Source organism: Stenotrophomonas sp. C9D9 (assembly GCF_056491205.1).
In genome coordinates, this window is record NZ_JBSZIF010000004.1 from 1,917,351 (window position 1) to 1,933,883 (window position 16,533).

The following is a 16,533-nucleotide window of genomic DNA, read 5'->3' on the forward strand; positions in this document are numbered from 1 at the left end:
GAAATCTCCGCAGTGATCATGGGCGCCCATTGGCGCGCAGCGGCGTATCGCGGGAATATCGCTGTTGATACCGTCCTGATACAGACCGGCCCGATACTGCCCGCATGACGACTCCCGCCCGTGTCATCGTTGTCGATGACGACGCCAGCATCCGCGATGCCATCGCCGATTGCCTGCTGCTGCATGGCTACCAGGTGCGGGTGGCCGCGGACGCGACGGCGCTCGACATGGTGCTGCAGAGCGAACGGCCCGACCTGATCATCCTTGACTGGATGATGCCCGGCGAGGACGGGCTTTCGGTCTGCCGCCGGCTGCAGGCACGCGCCATCCCGATCCTGATGCTGTCGGCGATGGGCAGCGCGCCGGATCGGGTGATCGGACTGGAGATGGGTGCGGACGACTACCTGGCCAAGCCGTTCGATCCGCGGGAGCTGCTGGCACGGGTACGCGCGCTGCTGCGCCGCCAGCACAAGCTGCGCGCGCAGGTGGCCAGCGAACTGCGCTTTGCCGGTTGGCGGCTGCTGCCTGATCAACGTCGCCTGTTCGCGCCGGACGGAAACGAACTGATGCTCAGCCGCGGTGAGTTCAGCCTGCTGCTGGCGCTGGCCGAACGTCCCGGGCGGGTGCTGGGGCGTGAGCAGCTGCTGCAGCTGAGCCGCGGTGAACCCACCGACAGCGTCGATCGTGCGGTCGACCTGGCGATCAGTCGGCTGCGACGCAAGCTGGGGCAGGCCTCACCCGGTGCTGAAGCCCTGGTGCAGACCTTGCGCGGTGAAGGCTACCGCTTCGACGCCGAGGTACAGGTGTTGTGAGCAGCCGGTGGCCGACCGCGCGCTGGATCGCGATGCTGGCCCTGGCCAGCCTGCTGCTGGCGACATTGGTCAGCGTGGCCGTGGTTGGCTGGATGCCCCGGCCCGCGCCTCCGCCGATGCGGTTGGACCAGGCCGTGCAGGTGCTGCGCGGCGAACAGGCCGCAGCGCCATTGGGCCTGCATCTGGCGACACAGGACGCACCACCACAGGGCAGCGCCAGCGACTGGCTCACCCAGTTGGCGGCGCTGCAGATGGGTTTGCCGGCGAAGGAGGTACGCCTGGTCTGGAGTGGGCAGGGCAAGGCGCCGGACGTGCAGGTCATCGAGGGGGGTACCGTGCTCGATGCCACGGCGCGGGCCGGTGTACTGAAGGCGCAGGCGGCGGTACTGACCGCCATGCAATGGCCGCCGTTTGAACTGGGCGTACGCCAGGCCGATGGCCGTTGGCAGGTGGTCGGCAGCGATCACAGCGATCTGGCGGCCTGGCGCCGCCAGGTGGTGCTTGCGCTGCTGGGTGGTGCGGTCCTGCTGGCGCCGCTGGCGGCGTGGGCATCGATCCGGCTGGGACGCCCGCTGCACCGCCTGGCCGAAGCCAGCGCACGGGTGGACCTGCAGGCCGCAGCGCCCTTGCCGGATGACGGCCCACGCGAGGTACAGATGCTGGCCGCTGCGATCAGCACCGGTCGCGATCGCCTGCATGCGCAGGCACAGGACATGACCCACATGCTGGCCGCAGTGGCGCATGATCTGCGCACGCCGTTGACCGGCCTGCGCCTACGCGCCGAGTTTGCGCCTGCGCCACAGGCGGCACGGATGGTGGCGGACATCGAACGCATGGATACGATGATCGAGCAGGTGCTCGACTACGCACGTGGTGAACTGCAGCCGTTGCAGATGCACTCGCTGGATCTGGCTGCGCTGCTGGAGGAGTGCGTGCAGGCGGCGCTGCTGCGCGGAGCCGGCATCTCCATCCAGGGGCCGGACACGCTGCGCTGGAACGGCGATGCGCTGCTGATCCGGCGCGCGGTCGACAATCTCATCGACAACGCCGAGCGCTACGCCGGGGCCGTGGAGCTGCAGCTCGCCATGGCCGGCCACAGGGTGCAGCTGGATGTGATGGACCGCGGCCCGGGCATCGCCGAGGCCGACCGTGCACGCCTGCTGCAACCGTTCCAGCGCAGCGAGAGCTCGCGCAGCCGCGCCACCGGTGGCGCCGGGTTGGGGTTGGCTGTGGCCGCCAATGTGGCCAGGCGGCACGCAGGCGAACTGCAGCTGCTGCACCGTGAGGGCGGCGGGCTGATCGCACGCCTGTTGCTGGGGACGTTCTCCTGAAAATCGGTGTAGTTCATGGATGACTTATTTTTATAATATGATTAGGCGGCTAATCATATTGGAGGGGTGCCATGATCGAAGCCAAGCACCATGCCCTGATGGATGAGGCGCAGCGACGCGGCCACGCCAACGTCGCGCAGCTGCGCCTGTGTTTCCAGCTGCTCTCGCTGGCCTCGTCGATCGATCGCGACTGCGCTGCCCGGCTTGCACCGCACGGGCTCAGCGAGGGCCGCTTCATCGTGCTGTTCCTGCTACACGGGGCGGGCGGCACGCTGCCGCCCCATGAACTGGCAGAGCGTGCCGGCGTGACCCGTGCCACCATCAGCGGCCTGCTCGACGGCATGCAACGCGAAGGCCTGCTGCAGCGTCGCAGCGATGCCGAGGATGGCCGCCGCCTGCAGATCGTGTTGACCGCAAAGGGGGCGCGCCTGGCCGAAGCGCTGTTCGAGCAGCACACACAGTGGATCGGCGGCCTGTTCAACGGCCTGGATGCGGATGAACAGCAACAGCTGTCACGGCTGCTGCACAAGGTCTGGCAGCACACGGACGCCGGGCGGGAATCCGCAGCATGAGCACGCCCATTCCAGCGGAACGGCGGCGCGCACTCAACAGCGGCAACGCCGCCGCTACCCATCTGGCCGAATGCCTGGCAGTGGATTTCGCCGAGCTGTTGCAAGGGGTAGCGCCTGCGCTTGAACCCGAAGCGCTGCACCGCATGCACGAAGCCTCAGGCAAGGGCATCACCCAGCGCATGGCCTTGGCCGCGCAGTTGCTGCGCGGGGCGGGGCAGGGCGCGCCTGCACTCTGGCAGCATCACAGCTCCGATACCGTGCGCGGCTGGGCCTGTTATCTGATCGGCAGCGATGCTCGCGCAACGTTGGCAGAGAAGCTGCAGCAGATGCGCACGCTGGCCGACGACCCACACTTCGGAGTGCGCGAATGGGCGTGGCTGGCGCTACGCACGGACATTGTTTCCGCGCCGGTGCAGGCGCTCGGGTACCTGCAACCGTGGACACAGGAAACATCGCCGTACCTGCGCCGCTTCGCCTGCGAAGCACTGCGCCCGCGTGGTGTCTGGGCCACGCACATCGCCCTGTTCAAGCAACATCCGGAACATGCAGTGGCGCTGCTGGAAGCACTGGCCGATGACCCGGAACGCTATGTGCAGGATTCCGTCGGCAACTGGCTCAATGATGCCGGAAAGACAAAGCCGCAGTGGCTGCGCGAACTCTGCGCGCGCTGGCAGCGCGAGCACGACAGCACCGCCAACGCCTACATCCGCAAACGCGCGATGCGCTCGCTTCGGTAGTGCCGGCCGCTGGCCGGCAACCCCAGGCCATTCAAGCGAGCATGGCACATGCGCCTGTCACCCGGACGCGGTAAACAGTGCATTGCCCATGTCCATCCGCAGGGAAGTTGATCATGCAGAGCACGCTCCAGGTCACGCTGTTCGGCCCGCTTGGCGACAGCCCGGCATTGCAGTTGCCGGGGCTGGAAGGGCCGTCGGTCGCCATCCCGGAAGCGGCCCTGCGGCGGTTGGTCTCCGACCTCTACACCGCCCGTTCCCTGCTCAACCCCGAGCAGCTGGACGAGGCCAGGCAGGAGCTGGATCGCGTGCTGGAACGCTGGGCCGACATCCACGAAGGCCTGCTGCTGGACGTGGAAGTGCATGGCAAATGAGCGACTCTGCGTGGCTGCTGCCAGGTAGGCAGCGCTGGCGCGCACCTCGCTGAACCGGGTCCCCAGTTGCGGATGAAACATTTTGCACTGCGCAAAAGCTGTGCTATCAATACACCCCATGAACGCAGCCGCTACCCGCTTTTACTGGTATTACTTTCCGAAGCCACTGGCGGAGGAAGGACTGCGCTCACCCTGAAGAAAGCTTCAGACGCATTCCCGAAAGCCGCCAGCGAACCTGGCGGCTTTTTTCATGCCGCCACGCTGGGGACCCCCAACGTTCCGGAGATCTCCTGCAATGCCCCCGCACACCGACGACCTGCGTATCCGCACCATCGAACCGCTGACACCGCCCGCCCAGCTGCTGGCGATGCTGCCCTGTGACGATGAAGCCTCCGACACCGTCAGCGCCTCGCGCGCGGCCCTGCACCAGATCCTGCATGGCCGTGACGATCGCCTTGCGGTGGTGGTGGGCCCGTGCTCGATCCACGACCCGAAGGCCGCCATCGAATACGCCCAGCGCCTCAAGCCGCTGCGCGACGCGCTGGCCGGCGAACTGGAAATCGTCATGCGCGTGTACTTCGAGAAGCCGCGCACCACGGTGGGCTGGAAGGGCCTGATCAACGATCCGGACCTGGATGGCAGCTTCAGGATCGACAAGGGCCTGCGCATCGCCCGCGGCCTGCTGCGCGACATCAACAAGCTCGGCCTGCCAGCCGGTGTCGAGTTCCTTGACGTGATCTCGCCGCAGTACATCGCCGACCTGGTGGCGTGGGGCGCGATCGGTGCACGCACCACCGAAAGCCAGGTGCATCGCGAGCTGGCGTCGGGGCTGTCGTGCCCGGTCGGCTTCAAGAACGGCACCGATGGCAACGTGAAGATCGCCGCCGACGCGGTGGGTGCAGCGTCCAATCCGCACCACTTCCTGTCGGTCACCAAGCAGGGCGGTACCGCCATCGTATCGACCGCCGGCAATCCGGATTGCCATGTGATCCTGCGCGGCGGCAAGCAGCCGAACTACGACGCAGGCAGCGTCGCCGACGCCTGCCAGGTGCTGGCCAAGGCCAGGCTGCCGACGCGCCTGATGATCGACGCCAGCCATGCCAACAGCCTGAAGAATCCGGAAAACCAGCCGAAGGTGATCGAGGACATCGCCGTTCAGTTGGAAGACGGCGAACAGCGCATCGTTGGTGTGATGATCGAGAGCCATCTGGTTGGTGGCCGCCAGGAACTGGTGGAAGGCCAGCCGCTGGTCTACGGGCAGAGCATCACCGATGGCTGCATCGACTGGGACACCACCGTGACGGTGTTGCAGCGACTGGCTGCGGCCGTGCGCGCCCGTCGCGACGTGAAGGTGTCCGAAGCCGCTTGAGTGCGGCACGTGTGTGGATGGCGGCCAGCGCCTGCGGGGGTGCGGCCGCGATCAGGGCCGGCCGGAGTTGGAGACCGGCCCATCTGCACCGGCGATGCGCCTGGCGCTGCGCATGAGCGACAGCGCCAGGTACATCGCCGGGGTGGTGCAGTAGATCCGCGCCAAGCCTGGAACCCCATGCTCGGCGAACGCGAACCTCAATGCACTTCGTCGTGGTACACGAACTTCGGCATTTCCCAGCGGTAGTGGATCGCCAGCAGGCGCAGCGCGAAGCCGCCGCCCAGGCAGCACAGGATCGCAGTGGCATCGGCCACGCCCCAATGCAGCAGCAACAGATAGGCCGCGCCGGTCAGCAGCGCGATGATCGCGTACAGCTCCTTCTGGAAGATCAGCGGCACCTCGTTGCAGAGGATGTCGCGCAGCACGCCGCCGAACGCGCCGGTCAGCATGCCGGCGATCAGCACGATCGGCATCGCATGGCCGGCCTCGCGCGCGATCGAGCAGCCGATCAGGGTGAAGGCGATCAGGCCCAGGCCATCGAGCACCAGGAAGGTGCGGCGGAAGTGGTGCATCCAGCGTGCGACCCAGGTGGCGATCAGCGCCGCGCATACGGTGAAGCCCAGGTACTCGGGATGCTTCACCCAGCCCAGCGGGTAATGGCCGAGCAGGATGTCGCGCAGCGAGCCGCCGCCGAGGGCGGTGACGCAGGCGATCATGACCACGCCGAACAGGTCCATGCGGCGGCGGCCGGCGGACAGCGCGCCGGTCATGGCTTCGGCGGAAATGGCGATCAGGTAGATGATGGACAGCAGCATGGGGCAGGCTCCGGGCGCGGTAGGGCCGGCCATGCGCGTATACCGCCACTGCCTGCGCAATGACGGGATGACGATGACCGGTGCCGCTCCCGCTGTCCTTTTGCCTGAGAGTTCAGCGGCGTGGGCCGCGTGCCCCTTCGGCGGATCGTCCCGGGCGTGCCCGGTGACCTCTCTCCAGCTCGGCGAGTCGAATGCATGGTTGGTGGGATTCCAGCCCACCGGCCTGAGCGATCATGGGAGCCTGCGCCTTCGGCGGGCGCCAGCGCGGCGCCTCTCTCCTGCATTCGGGCGCCAGTATATCCGCTGCAGTGCAGCACGGCATAATCCGGGCATGGCCCCGTCCCTCCGCCCGTGGTTCCTGTACCTGCTCGAATGCCGCGATGGCAGCTATTACGCCGGCATCAGCACCGATGTGGAGGCGCGTTTCGCCGCCCACCAGGCCGGCAAGGGCGCGCGCTACACCCGGGCACGGCCACCGCTGCGCGTGCTGGCCGTGCGCGAGTACCCGGACCGGGCCGCCGCCTCACGCGCCGAGTGGCAACTCAAGCAGCAGCCGCGCGAACGCAAGCTGGCCTGGCTGCAGGCACCAGCCGAGACGCTTCTGTAGATCCACGCCCACGCTCGGCTCCGGCCTGCCGACATCGCCGGTCCCAGTAGAGCCACGCCATGCGTGGATGGGCTGCCCGGCCCATGCGATGATCGCCCCGCGCCCAGCCCTGGAGACCCGGATGTCCACGATCGCCCTGCTGTTCGCTCTCTCCGCATCAACAAGTCCCGCCGCAGACCCGGCCACCATCGCGGCCATCGAAGCTACCTGCCACGATTACGTCGACGGCCAGCTGGAGGCCGACCCGCAGCGCGTCGCCCGCTCCCTGCATCCGGATCTGGCCAAGCGCGCGGTCCTCGGCGATACACCCGATGAACGCCTGGGCCTGCGCCGGATGTCGAAGGAAGAGCTGGTCTCGCTGACGAAGCAGGGCGCGTTGAAGACGCCGAAGGATCAATGGGACCGCCGCTGCACGGTGCTGGACGTGACCGGCAACGCGGCCTCGGTGCGGCTGGAAACCCCGTGGTTCGTCGACTACTTCCACATGGGGCGCTTCGACCAGCGCTGGGTCATCGTCAACGCACTGTGGTATCCAAAACCAAAGGCGAAGTGAGCGCGATGCGCGCTGCTGGCAAGGCATTGATCTCCGTCGTCGTAGTGGTCGCCGGTATCGCGCTGCTGCCTGGCCTGCTGTACCTGCTCGGACTGGCGCTGGTGGAAGGCCGGCCGAAGCCGGCGGACCGCGCGCCCAGTGGTGTGGCTGCGTGCAGTAGTGAACCACGGGCGGGATACCAGCCGATGAACCCCTGGCGCTTCGCCGCGCAGTTCTTCGACAAGGACGTGATGCAGAAGAAGGTGCCGGAAGTGGAGCGGGAGGCCTTCTGGATTGCCCGACGCCATCTGTGGCGACAGCCTCGGCACGGCATGCTGCGCTGGCATCTGAGCAGCACCGCGTTGACGATCTGGATCACCCGGCATTGGAGTACCGCGCAGATTGCCGATACCGCAAGGAAGGAGGACTTCTGCCGCACCTGGTCGAAACGGCGGGTGCCAGGTGGCCCGATGAGGCAGTAGAGCCACGCCATGCGTGGCTGAGCTCGATGCGTCCTGCACAGACATTCATCCACGCATGGCGTGGATCTACTCCCAGGCAGAGAACCCGTGTCCGTCTTCGGCCCTAGCGCTTCGGCCGCCGGTCATCCTGGTCATCACCGAAGATGATGCGCGCGCTGCGCTGGTAACTCCAGTACGCGACCGCCCAGTTCAGCAGCACCACGATGCGGTTGCGGAAGCCGATCAGGAAGAACACGTGCGCGGCCAGCCAGAACCACCAGGCCAGGATGCCCGACAGCTGCAGCCGGCCCAGGTGCACGATCGCGGCCATGCGGCCGATGGTGGCCAGGTTGCCGTAGTCGGCGTACTTGAACGGCCCCGGTGCCGCCTTGGCATGCAGCCGCGCGCGGATCACCTCGGCCACGTACTTGCCCATCTGCTTGGCGGCAGGCGCCACGCCGGGCACCGGCTTGCCGTTGGCCTGGTTCAGTGCGGCCAGATCGCCGGCCACGAACAGCTCCGGGTGGTCGGGCAGGGTCAGGTCCGGTTGCACCTGCACGCGGCCGGCGCGGTCCAGCGGCACGTCCAGCGTGCGCGCCAGCGGCGAAGCAGCCACGCCGGCGGCCCACACCACGGTGCGTGCCGGCACGAACTGGTCACCGAGCTTGAAGCCCTGGCTGTCGATGTCGCTCACCGGGGTACCGGTCAGCACTTCCACGCCCAGCTTTTCAAGCTGCCGGCGCGCCTTCAGCGAAAGCACTTCCGGGAACGAGGACAGCACGCGCGGGCCGGCCTCGACCAGCCGCACCTTGGCGCTGGCCGGGTCGATGTGGCGGAATTCGTTGCGCAGCGTATGCCGCGCGATCTCGGCCAGGGTGCCGGCCAGTTCGACGCCGGTGGGACCGCCGCCGACCACCGCGAAGCTCAGCCATGCCGCCTTCTTCGCCGGGTCCGGTTCGGCCTCGGCGCGCTCGAATGCCAGCAGCAGCTTGCGGCGCAGCGCGATGGCATCGTCCAGCGTCTTCAGGCCGGGTGCATCATCGGCCCACTGGTCGTTGCCGAAGTAGGCGTGGGTGGCGCCGGTGGCCAACAGCAGGCTGTCGTAGTCCAGCGTGCTGCCATCGGCCATGCGGATCTGCCGGGCCTGCTTGTCGATGGCGACCACTTCGCCGAGGCGTACTTCCACGTTGCGCTGGTGGCCGAGGATGTGGCGCAGCGGCGCGGCGATATCCGGCGCGGACAGGCCGGCGGTGGCCACCTGGTACAGCAGCGGCTGGAACAGGTGATGGTTGCGGCGGTCGACCAGGGTGATGCGTATGCGCTCGCGGGCCAGGGCACGGGTGGCCCAGAGGCCGGCAAAACCGCCGCCGACAACAACCAGGTGGGGAACGCGCTCGCGACTCATCGACTCACTCCAGTGGGGGCATTGGGGGAAGCGCCTGGCATCTTCGCACGGCGGCTGCCTGTCACGTCAGCGCCCGCGTGGATCGGCGATACTCGGGTTCAGGCAACGGCCCCTGAGGAGCCCATGAGCGAACCGGAAAAGCGCATCGCCCTGTTGATCGACGCCGACAACGCGCCGGCCTCGAAGATCGACGAGGTCCTGGCCGAAGTCGCCCGCTACGGCGTGGCCAACGTGCGCCGTGCCTATGGCAACTGGAAGAGCCCGCGGTTGAAGGGCTGGGAAGCGGTGCTGCACGAATATGCGATCCGCCCGATCCAGCAGTTCGCCTACAGCAAGGGCAAGAATGCCTCCGACATGGCGATGGTGATCGATGCCATGGACCTGCTGTACGCGCGCAATCTTGATGGGTTCGCCATCGTGTCCAGCGATGCCGATTTCACCCCGATGGTGATGCGCCTGCTGACCGATGGCGTGAAGGTGTATGGCTTCGGCGAAAAGAAGACGCCCGAACCGTTCGTCAACGCGTGCTCGAAGTTCACCTACCTGGAAGCGCTGGGCCAGACCCATGCCAGCGTGCCGGATGCCGAGCAGGCATCGAGCGAGCAGGCGTCGAGCGAGCCCGTCGCCAATGATGATGCACGCCCGCGCAAGAGCGGGGCGGAGATGCGCAGCGATACGCGGCTAGTGAAGATGCTGCGCCGCGCGGTGTCCTCGGCCGAGGGCGAGGATGGCTGGTCGCACCTGGGGCCGGTCGGCAGCCAGATCGGCAACCAGGCCTCGTTCGATCCGCGCAACTACGGCTACGGCAAGCTCAGTGATCTGCTGGCAGCAATCGGGCTGTTCGAGCTGAAGAAGGACGGCAAGTCGTCCTACGTGCGCGCGCTGCCAAAAAAGAACAGGTAGTGCCGGCCGCTGGCCGGCAAGCCCCAGATGCCTGATCCCGCATCCGGCACGCACATCTCCACTCCGATCAGGCGTATCGTTGCCGCTCGCATTGCCCGCAAGGAAAACCCGCATGTTGAAGATCTGGGGCCGCCGCAATTCCAGCAACGTCCGCAAGGTACTGTGGTGCGCCGAAGAGATCGGCCTGCCGTATGAGTCCATCGAAGTCGGTGGCAGCCACGGCGGCACGCAGACGCCGGAGTACCAGGCGATGAATCCCAACAGCCTGGTGCCGGTGATCGAAGACCACGGCCTGCCGCTGTGGGAATCGAATGCCATCGTGCGCTACCTCAGTGCGCGTTACGCGCTGGGTACCCTGTACGCCGAAGATCCGATGGAACGCGCCCAGGCCGAGAAGTGGATGGACTGGAGCACGTCGCGGATGGCGCCGCTGTACAGCGACCTGGTCTGGGGCATCATGCGCACCGCGCCGGCCGACCGCGACGAAGCGCGCATCAGCGCCGCCATCGTCCGCGCCGGTGACTACCTGGCAATGGCCGATGCCACCCTGGCGAAACAGCCATGGCTGTCGGGCGAGAAATTCGCGATGGGTGACATTCCACTGGGCTCGCTGATCTACGCCTGGTTCGAACTGCCGATCCAGCGCCCGGAGCTGCCGCATCTGGCTGACTGGTATGCGCGGCTGCGGGAGCGGCCGGCCTACCAGCGCGGCGTGATGTCGCCGCTGACGTAAGCGGTGGCGTTCGGGGTCAGAGCCCTTTTCTGCGAAAAGGGATCCGACCCCCTGGCCATCGGGGTCGGATCCCACCCAGCGGGTGGGCTCCGACCCCTCAATACAGATCCGTCGGATCCACATCCAGCGACCAGCGCACCTTGCGTGCTTCCGGCAGTGCATACAGCTGCGGCACCAACTGCGAAAGCACACCATGCAGCGGCGGCCGCTGCATGGCCGACAGCAGCAGCTGCGTGCGCTGGTAGCCAGCACGCCGTGGCATCGGTGCCGGCATCGGGCCGTAGGCTTCGACCACGTTCTGCTCGCCCAGCAACTGCCGAGCGGCCAGCAGGAACGCGTTGGCATGCTCCACCTGCTGCGCTTCGGCGCGCATCAGCGCCAGATGCGCGAACGGCGGGAATCCGGCCGCCTGGCGCTGGTTCAACTCGGCCTGCGCGAACGGCTGGTAGCCACCGCTCACCAGGGTTTCCAGCAGCGGGTGCCCGGGGTGATGAGTCTGCAGCCAGACCTCGCCGGGGTCACGTGCACGTCCGGCGCGACCGGCCACCTGGATCAGCTGCTGGGCCAGTTTCTCGCTGGCGCGGAAGTCGGCGGAGAACAGACCTTCGTCGATGCCGACCACCACCACCAGCGTCAGCTTGGGCAGGTCGTGGCCCTTGGCCAGGATCTGCGTGCCGACCAGGATGCCGGGCTGGTCGCCCAGTTTCGCCAGCTGCTGTTCCAGCGCGTCGCGCCGTGAGGTGGTGCCGCGGTCGATGCGTACCACGGGGAAGTCGGCGAAGGCGGCGGTGAGGTGTTCTTCCAGGCGTTCGGTGCCGATGCCCTGCGGCTGCAGCGCCAGGCTGCCGCAGGCCGGGCACGCGAGCGGCGCCGGTTGCCGCGCACCGCAGTGGTGGCACTGCAGGCGACGACCGCCACCATGCACCGTCATCGGCGCATCGCAGCGCTGGCATGGCGCGGTCCAGCCGCAGTCGTGGCAAAGCAGCACCGGCGCATAGCCGCGGCGGTTCTTGAAGACCAGTACCTGCTGGCCGCGCTGCAGGTGCTCGCCGATGCCGGCCAGCACATCGGCGGAGAGACCGTCATGCAGCGGGCGCTTGCGTACGTCCAGGATGCGCACGCGCGGTGGCCGCGCATCGCCGGCGCGCTGTTTCAGGCGCAGGTGGGTGTAACGCCCGGCGTAGGCGTTGTGCAGGGTTTCCAGCGAGGGCGTGGCACTGCCCAGCAGAACCGGAATGCCCAGCGACTTGGCCCGGACCAGGGCGAAATCGCGCGCGTGGTAACGGATGCCGTCCTGCTGCTTGTAGCTGCCGTCGTGTTCCTCGTCGACGATCAGCAGGCCGGCCTGGGGCAGCGGCGTGAACACTGCCGAGCGGGTGCCGACGATGACGCGTGCTTCGCCGCGTGAGGCCGCTGCCCAGACGCGCGCGCGCTCGTTGTCGTTCAACCCCGAATGCAGCGCATGCACGGCGATGCCGAGGCGGCCGCGGAAGCGTGCCAGGGTCTGCGGGGTCAGGCCGATTTCCGGCACCAGCACCAGCGCCTGCTTGCCCTGTGCCAGGCAATGGATGATCGCCTGCAGATAGACCTCGGTCTTGCCGCTGCCGGTCACGCCATCCAGCAGGAACGGCTGGAAGCCGTCGGCGGCGTTGATCGCCGCCACGGCCTCGGCCTGGTCCGGGTTGAGCGTGGGGCCGGGCAGTGGCTGCGCGTGTTGGGGGGCCACGCTCAGCGCAACGCGCTCGGCCAGCCCGCGCTTGGCCAGGCTGCGTGCGGCGGTGCGCCAGTCCTCCATGCGTTCGCCCAGCACGTCCTCATCCACGATGGCTTCGGCCAGCAGTTCGGCCAGTTGCCGTGGGCGGCTGCCGGCGCGCAGCCTGTCGCGCTGATCGCGGCCTTCCGGGGTCAGCTGCCAGCCCCAGTGGTGGGTGTCCGGCAGGGGCTCGCCATGGCGCAGCGGGCCGGGAAGGGCGGTGCTCAGCACCTCGCCCAGGGGGGCGTGGGTGTAGCGCGCCAGCCATTGCAGGCTCTGCCACAGCTCACCCTGCAGCAGCGGCTGCGGGTCGCACCAGGCCAGGGCCTGGCGCAGTCCCTGGCCGTCGTCGATCTGGCCGTGACCGACCACCACACCGACCAGCTCCCGGTTGCCGAATGGCACCTTCAGGCGGCAGCCGACCGCGACCGCCGGGCCATCACCCTCAGGCGACAGGTAGTCGAACAGGCGGGGCAGGGGGACGGGCAGGGCGACCTGCAGGGTCGGAATCGGTGAAAGCATCGGGCCAGTGTAACGGGCCATGCGCGCGCGAATGGCAGAAGAGGGAGCGGCCGGGCGGCGCCCGTTGAATCATAAATGTCACCTAAATATCGGTGTCCATTGGAGATTCAGTCTTATCCACATGTTCTGTGGATAACGTTGTGCGTTAACGGTCAGCGGAAACGCAGAAGGCCGATGGCGACGGCCTCACGCTTGGGTTGGTCAAAAAATCGCCACATAGTAAAAACATTCAAAATCAACAACTTAAGTGTGAAACAATGCTGAAACAGAGTGAATTCAGCTGGATGCCCCAGTTTTCCGCTGCGGGGGCGTGGTGCTGTGCACAACCTGCAGCACGAAGTGCCTGTGGGCGCAAGTCCTACGGGCGTCGATGGCCTGCCGCTATCATGCCGGCAGACCTTTGGAGTGACCGATGACGGCTGTGCCCGCCCCTGTTTCCTCGACCGCGGCCGGCGCGCTGTCGGCGTTCCTGCGTGGCGTCGAGCGCCGTGCCCTGGTGGTCGCTGAACTGCAGTGCGGCGATGCCGCGCGCGCCGAGCAGACCCTGGTGGCGGTGATGCGCGCCTTTGCCGCCGTCGCCAGCGATCTGCCGATGGCGCAGTGGCCGACCCGCTTCTGGACCCTGCTGGGCCAGCGCCAGGCGTTGCGCGAGCCGGCGGGCGGGCAGTGGGGGCCGCCGTTGGCCGCGCTGGGCGCGATGCCACCGCTGCCGCGCCTGGCATTGCTGCTGCGGGTGGGCGGCAGCCTGGATGAGGGCATCGCCATGCGCGTGCTCGACCAGGACGAGGCCGGCTACCAGCACCTGCTGGCCGACGCCTGCCCGCGTGATGCCCACGGCCAGCCGGATGCCTCGGCCTGGCGCCAGCTGGCCGAACAGGTGCAGGCGCGCATCCGTGAGCTGCCGGCCGCGCGCCTGCAGCAGCTGCAGCAACCCGCCGCACCGGCCGCCCACAACGAAGCCCCGACCTCGAGCTGGCGCGCACCGCAGCGCGATGAGCGTGCGGCCGCCCATGGCAAGCGCCGTCGCACGAACGCCAAGCCGCGCTGGCGCGGTCCGCTGATCCTGCTGGTGACCGTGGCGGTGCTGTTGGCCGCAGCGCTGGGCTGGCGCTACTGGCAGGGGCATTCCTTCGGCAGTGATGCACCGCTGCCGGAGGGTGTGGTGGGCGAAGCCGGTCCGGTGACGGTGGAAGCCCTGCCACCAAGCAAGGTCAACGCCACCCCGGATGCGACCACGGCCCAGGCCACGGACGACGCCACGATGCTGGCCGACCGCGACTACCCGCTGGTGGCCGATGCCGACCTGTACGCGTGGACTGCCGCGGGCGGTCCGCTGCCGGTAGACGAATCGCAATCCAAGCCGAGCCGGCCGGAGCCGGCCAGCGCCACGCTGGAAACCGCTGCTGCCGATGAATAAGTCCTGGTTCGCCAGCCTGTTGCTGGCCCTGCCGTTGTCGCTGTCTGCGGCACCGCAATCGTTGAACGTGCCGTTGCCGCCACCGTCGTCGCCGGCCACGCCGGTGGCTTCGCCGGCATCGACGACGGCAGCACCCGCTGCCTTCGCCCAGCTCGATGCGCAGCAACAGCGCCAACGCCGCGCCGACTACGCCGCGTGGCGCGCGTTGCCTGAAGGAGAGCGCGAGCGTATCCGCCAGGCGGCTGCGCGATTCAATGCGCTGCCTGCGGACCAGCAGCAGCGCCTGCGCCAACAGTTCCGCGACCAGGACCAGGCGTTCCGCGACGGGTGGCGGCTGGGCCCGCAACTGGGCCTGGAATTCCCCAAGCTGCATGGCTTGTTCGGCTTCGTGCCCCCGGAACAGCGCGAGACCGCGCTGGCCGTACTGCGCCAGCTCAGCCCGGCGCAGCTGGCCCAGCTGACCCTGGTCGCGCAGCGCACGCCACCGCAGGAACGCGACACCGTGCGCAGCGCCTTCCTCGCCGTGCCCGCCGCCGAGCGCGACAGCTGGCTCAAGCGCCAGGCCGGCCAGTAAAAAAGGGACGGAGGGGATTAAGTCGTTTCAGGCCCGCTAGTGCCGGATACGACTTAATCCCCTCCGTCCCCTTTTTGTGTGGGGCGGCTGAAACCCAGCATTCACGCCATGTCATGGGAATGCACGCGCCGCCCGCGTAAGATGGGCGCCCGCAACCCGGTGCCTGTGCCCTTCGCGCGCAACCGCAGTTCGCGTCAAGCACCTTATGTCTACTGCAACCTCCACGCCGCGCTTCAGCAAGGAAGTCGGCGCCACCGGTCTGCTCGCCCTGCCGCTCGTGCTGGGTCATGTGTCCACCGGTCTGATCTCCTTCGTCGACAACGTGATTGCTGGCCACCACGCCACGGCCACGCTGGCCGCCGTCACCATCGGTACGGCGCTGCTGTGGCTGCCGATGCTGATTCCGATCGGCACCCTGATCTCGCTCACCGCCTCGGTGTCGCAGCTGCATGGCGCCGGCCGCGAGCGCGAGATCGGCCCGCTGTTCCGCCAGGCACTGTGGCTGGCGCTGGGGCTGGGCCTGATCATGTTCACCTTCCTCACCGTGGTGCCGCCGCTGCTGCCGGCATTCGGCATCGCGCCGGACATCGTGCCGGGGACCACCGCATTCCTGCATGCGGTGCGCTGGGGCGGACCTGCGCTGACCCTGTATTTCTGCATGCGCTATCTCAGCGAGGGCATGCACTGGACGCTGCCGACCATGCTGCTCGGCTTCGGTGGCCTGCTGGTGCTGGCACCGATGGGCTATGTGCTGGCCAACGGCAAGCTCGGCTTCCCGGAAATGGGCGCCGAAGGCCTGGGCATCGCCTCGGCGGTGATGATGTGGCTGCAGGCGATCGCCTTCGCCACCTACCTGTGGTTCACCAAGCGCTTCGCCCGCCTGCAGCTGTTCTCGCACTTCGAAGGACCGCGCTGGAAGGCGATCTGGGAGCTGCTGCGCACCGGCCTGCCGATCGGCATCACCGTGCTGATGGAAGGCGGCCTGTTCATCGTCACCGCGCTGCTGATCGGCCGCCTCGGTGCCAATGAAGCGGCCGCGCACCAGATCGCGATCAATGTCGCCCAGCTGTGCTTCATGATCCCGATGGGCGTGGCCGAGGCCACCACCGTGCGCGTCGGCCATGCGGTCGGCCGTGGTGACGGCTTCGGCGTGCGGCGCGCGGCCTGGGCCGGTTACGCGATCATCATGGGCACGCAGACGTTGTCGGCGGCGGTGCTGCTGTTCGGCCACGATGCCATCGTCGGTGTATACACCAACGACCTGGCGGTGGCCGGGCTGGCCTCGACCCTGCTGCTGTACGCGGCCACCTTCCAGTTCCCGGACGGCATCCAGGTGCTGTCGGCCGGCGCGCTGCGCGGGCTGAAGGACACCCGCGTGCCGATGTTCATCGCCATGTTCGCGTACTGGGGCCTGGGCATGCCGCTCGGCGCCGGCCTCGGCCTGGGGCTGGGCATGGGCCCGCAGGGCATGTGGATCGGCCTGATCGTCGGCCTGACCGCCGCTGCCATCCTGATGGGCTGGCGCCTGCGCCGCAGCAGCCTGCGCATCGGCCAGTCGATGTTGTCCTGATCGTCCCGCCCGCCCTGCCGACCCATGGCGGGCGATCCCCTGACTTGTG

General features: G+C 67.9%; 17 protein-coding genes and 2 riboswitches. Of the genes, 14 read left to right on the forward strand and 3 right to left on the reverse strand.

The annotated features are described in order from the left end of the window. The first annotated feature begins 104 nt into the window (after window positions 1-104). The 6 genes from ACXI0D_RS14190 (at window position 105) to ACXI0D_RS14215 (ending at window position 5,192) form a co-directional block, all read left to right on the forward strand. Window positions 105-812, forward strand: a complete 708-nt coding sequence (locus ACXI0D_RS14190) for a response regulator (protein WP_049443268.1) — start codon at window positions 105-107, stop codon at window positions 810-812. Between the two features lie 32 nt (window positions 813-844). Then, window positions 845-2,143: a sensor histidine kinase gene (locus ACXI0D_RS14195; protein WP_049443321.1), complete on the forward strand. Its 1,299-nt coding sequence runs from the start codon at window positions 845-847 to the stop codon at window positions 2,141-2,143. A 71-nt stretch (window positions 2,144-2,214) separates the two neighbouring features. Next, complete coding sequence (locus tag ACXI0D_RS14200) at window positions 2,215-2,715, forward strand: MarR family winged helix-turn-helix transcriptional regulator (protein ID WP_119006823.1); 501 nt, start codon at window positions 2,215-2,217, stop codon at window positions 2,713-2,715. After that, window positions 2,712-3,452, forward strand: a complete 741-nt coding sequence (locus tag ACXI0D_RS14205; protein WP_101766157.1) for a DNA alkylation repair protein — start codon at window positions 2,712-2,714, stop codon at window positions 3,450-3,452. Before ACXI0D_RS14200 ends, ACXI0D_RS14205 begins: the two co-directional genes overlap by 4 nt. Before the next feature lie 113 nt (window positions 3,453-3,565). Continuing rightward, entirely contained in the window at window positions 3,566-3,823 is a 258-nt protein-coding gene (locus ACXI0D_RS14210; protein ID WP_049443322.1) for a hypothetical protein, read from the forward strand. 295 nt (window positions 3,824-4,118) lie between these two features. Then, window positions 4,119-5,192: a 3-deoxy-7-phosphoheptulonate synthase gene (locus tag ACXI0D_RS14215; protein WP_101766156.1), complete on the forward strand. Its 1,074-nt coding sequence runs from the start codon at window positions 4,119-4,121 to the stop codon at window positions 5,190-5,192. A gap of 197 nt (window positions 5,193-5,389) precedes the next feature. Here the strand turns inward: ACXI0D_RS14215 and ACXI0D_RS14220 are convergent, their stop codons facing one another. Then, complete coding sequence (locus tag ACXI0D_RS14220; protein ID WP_005411215.1) at window positions 5,390-6,007, reverse strand: trimeric intracellular cation channel family protein; 618 nt, start codon at window positions 6,005-6,007, stop codon at window positions 5,390-5,392. Between the two features lie 84 nt (window positions 6,008-6,091). Then, window positions 6,092-6,195, reverse strand: a riboswitch (glycine riboswitch). Window positions 6,196-6,208: 13 nt separating this feature from the next. Next, window positions 6,209-6,298, reverse strand: a riboswitch (glycine riboswitch). 40 nt (window positions 6,299-6,338) lie between these two features. Here ACXI0D_RS14220 and ACXI0D_RS14225 point away from each other — a divergent pair. The 3 genes from ACXI0D_RS14225 to ACXI0D_RS14235 all read left to right on the forward strand — a co-directional run bounded on the left by ACXI0D_RS14225 (window position 6,339) and on the right by ACXI0D_RS14235 (window position 7,628). Then, entirely contained in the window at window positions 6,339-6,614 is a 276-nt protein-coding gene (locus tag ACXI0D_RS14225) for a GIY-YIG nuclease family protein (protein WP_049443272.1), read from the forward strand. A 121-nt stretch (window positions 6,615-6,735) separates the two neighbouring features. Next, entirely contained in the window at window positions 6,736-7,167 is a 432-nt protein-coding gene (locus ACXI0D_RS14230; protein ID WP_075676067.1) for a nuclear transport factor 2 family protein, read from the forward strand. 5 nt (window positions 7,168-7,172) lie between these two features. Further along, entirely contained in the window at window positions 7,173-7,628 is a 456-nt protein-coding gene (locus ACXI0D_RS14235) for a hypothetical protein (protein WP_101766155.1), read from the forward strand. Between the two features lie 103 nt (window positions 7,629-7,731). On the opposite strand, the gene ACXI0D_RS14240 is transcribed toward ACXI0D_RS14235, so the two are convergent. Beyond that, window positions 7,732-9,012 (reverse strand): NAD(P)/FAD-dependent oxidoreductase, encoded by a 1,281-nt coding sequence (locus tag ACXI0D_RS14240; RefSeq protein WP_119006821.1) that lies wholly within the window; start codon window positions 9,010-9,012, stop codon window positions 7,732-7,734. Window positions 9,013-9,135: 123 nt separating this feature from the next. Here ACXI0D_RS14240 and ACXI0D_RS14245 point away from each other — a divergent pair, with 123 nt between their 5' ends. Beyond that, entirely contained in the window at window positions 9,136-9,915 is a 780-nt protein-coding gene (locus ACXI0D_RS14245) for an NYN domain-containing protein (RefSeq protein ID WP_075676070.1), read from the forward strand. Window positions 9,916-10,027: 112 nt separating this feature from the next. Then, window positions 10,028-10,648, forward strand: coding sequence for a glutathione S-transferase family protein (locus tag ACXI0D_RS14250; RefSeq protein ID WP_014038651.1), 621 nt, complete (start codon window positions 10,028-10,030; stop codon window positions 10,646-10,648). Between the two features lie 97 nt (window positions 10,649-10,745). Here ACXI0D_RS14250 and ACXI0D_RS14255 read toward each other — a convergent pair whose 3' ends face one another. After that, complete coding sequence (locus tag ACXI0D_RS14255; RefSeq protein ID WP_101766151.1) at window positions 10,746-12,923, reverse strand: primosomal protein N'; 2,178 nt, start codon at window positions 12,921-12,923, stop codon at window positions 10,746-10,748. Window positions 12,924-13,335: 412 nt separating this feature from the next. Here ACXI0D_RS14255 and ACXI0D_RS14260 point away from each other — a divergent pair, with 412 nt between their 5' ends. The 3 genes from ACXI0D_RS14260 to ACXI0D_RS14270 all read left to right on the forward strand — a co-directional run bounded on the left by ACXI0D_RS14260 (window position 13,336) and on the right by ACXI0D_RS14270 (window position 16,484). Then, window positions 13,336-14,340 carry a hypothetical protein gene (locus ACXI0D_RS14260; RefSeq protein WP_049443276.1) on the forward strand — a complete coding sequence of 335 codons (1,005 nt, stop codon included), beginning with the start codon at window positions 13,336-13,338 and terminating at the stop codon, window positions 14,338-14,340. Beyond that, the gene (locus tag ACXI0D_RS14265; RefSeq protein ID WP_049443277.1) at window positions 14,333-14,914 is read left to right on the forward strand and encodes a DUF3106 domain-containing protein; all 582 of its coding nucleotides are present in this window, start codon (window positions 14,333-14,335) and stop codon (window positions 14,912-14,914) included. Before ACXI0D_RS14260 ends, ACXI0D_RS14265 begins: the two co-directional genes overlap by 8 nt. 205 nt (window positions 14,915-15,119) lie before the next feature. After that, window positions 15,120-16,484 (forward strand): MATE family efflux transporter, encoded by a 1,365-nt coding sequence (locus ACXI0D_RS14270; protein ID WP_101766150.1) that lies wholly within the window; start codon window positions 15,120-15,122, stop codon window positions 16,482-16,484. Window positions 16,485-16,533 lie beyond the last annotated feature (49 nt).

Coding starts and splice junctions, on each gene's coding strand:
- ACXI0D_RS14270 (WP_101766150.1), top strand. CDS start 15,120: ATGTCTACTGCAACCTCCACGCCGCGCTTCAGCAAGGAAGTCGGCGCC.
- ACXI0D_RS14245 (WP_075676070.1), top strand. CDS start 9,136: ATGAGCGAACCGGAAAAGCGCATCGCCCTGTTGATCGACGCCGACAAC.
- ACXI0D_RS14255 (WP_101766151.1), bottom strand. CDS start 12,923: ATGCTTTCACCGATTCCGACCCTGCAGGTCGCCCTGCCCGTCCCCCTG.
- ACXI0D_RS14250 (WP_014038651.1), top strand. CDS start 10,028: ATGTTGAAGATCTGGGGCCGCCGCAATTCCAGCAACGTCCGCAAGGTA.
- ACXI0D_RS14235 (WP_101766155.1), top strand. CDS start 7,173: ATGCGCGCTGCTGGCAAGGCATTGATCTCCGTCGTCGTAGTGGTCGCC.
- ACXI0D_RS14215 (WP_101766156.1), top strand. CDS start 4,119: ATGCCCCCGCACACCGACGACCTGCGTATCCGCACCATCGAACCGCTG.
- ACXI0D_RS14210 (WP_049443322.1), top strand. CDS start 3,566: ATGCAGAGCACGCTCCAGGTCACGCTGTTCGGCCCGCTTGGCGACAGC.
- ACXI0D_RS14220 (WP_005411215.1), bottom strand. CDS start 6,007: ATGCTGCTGTCCATCATCTACCTGATCGCCATTTCCGCCGAAGCCATG.
- ACXI0D_RS14260 (WP_049443276.1), top strand. CDS start 13,336: ATGACGGCTGTGCCCGCCCCTGTTTCCTCGACCGCGGCCGGCGCGCTG.
- ACXI0D_RS14195 (WP_049443321.1), top strand. CDS start 845: ATGCTGGCCCTGGCCAGCCTGCTGCTGGCGACATTGGTCAGCGTGGCC.
- ACXI0D_RS14200 (WP_119006823.1), top strand. CDS start 2,215: ATGATCGAAGCCAAGCACCATGCCCTGATGGATGAGGCGCAGCGACGC.
- ACXI0D_RS14205 (WP_101766157.1), top strand. CDS start 2,712: ATGAGCACGCCCATTCCAGCGGAACGGCGGCGCGCACTCAACAGCGGC.
- ACXI0D_RS14265 (WP_049443277.1), top strand. CDS start 14,333: ATGAATAAGTCCTGGTTCGCCAGCCTGTTGCTGGCCCTGCCGTTGTCG.
- ACXI0D_RS14230 (WP_075676067.1), top strand. CDS start 6,736: ATGTCCACGATCGCCCTGCTGTTCGCTCTCTCCGCATCAACAAGTCCC.
- ACXI0D_RS14225 (WP_049443272.1), top strand. CDS start 6,339: ATGGCCCCGTCCCTCCGCCCGTGGTTCCTGTACCTGCTCGAATGCCGC.
- ACXI0D_RS14240 (WP_119006821.1), bottom strand. CDS start 9,012: ATGAGTCGCGAGCGCGTTCCCCACCTGGTTGTTGTCGGCGGCGGTTTT.
- ACXI0D_RS14190 (WP_049443268.1), top strand. CDS start 105: ATGACGACTCCCGCCCGTGTCATCGTTGTCGATGACGACGCCAGCATC.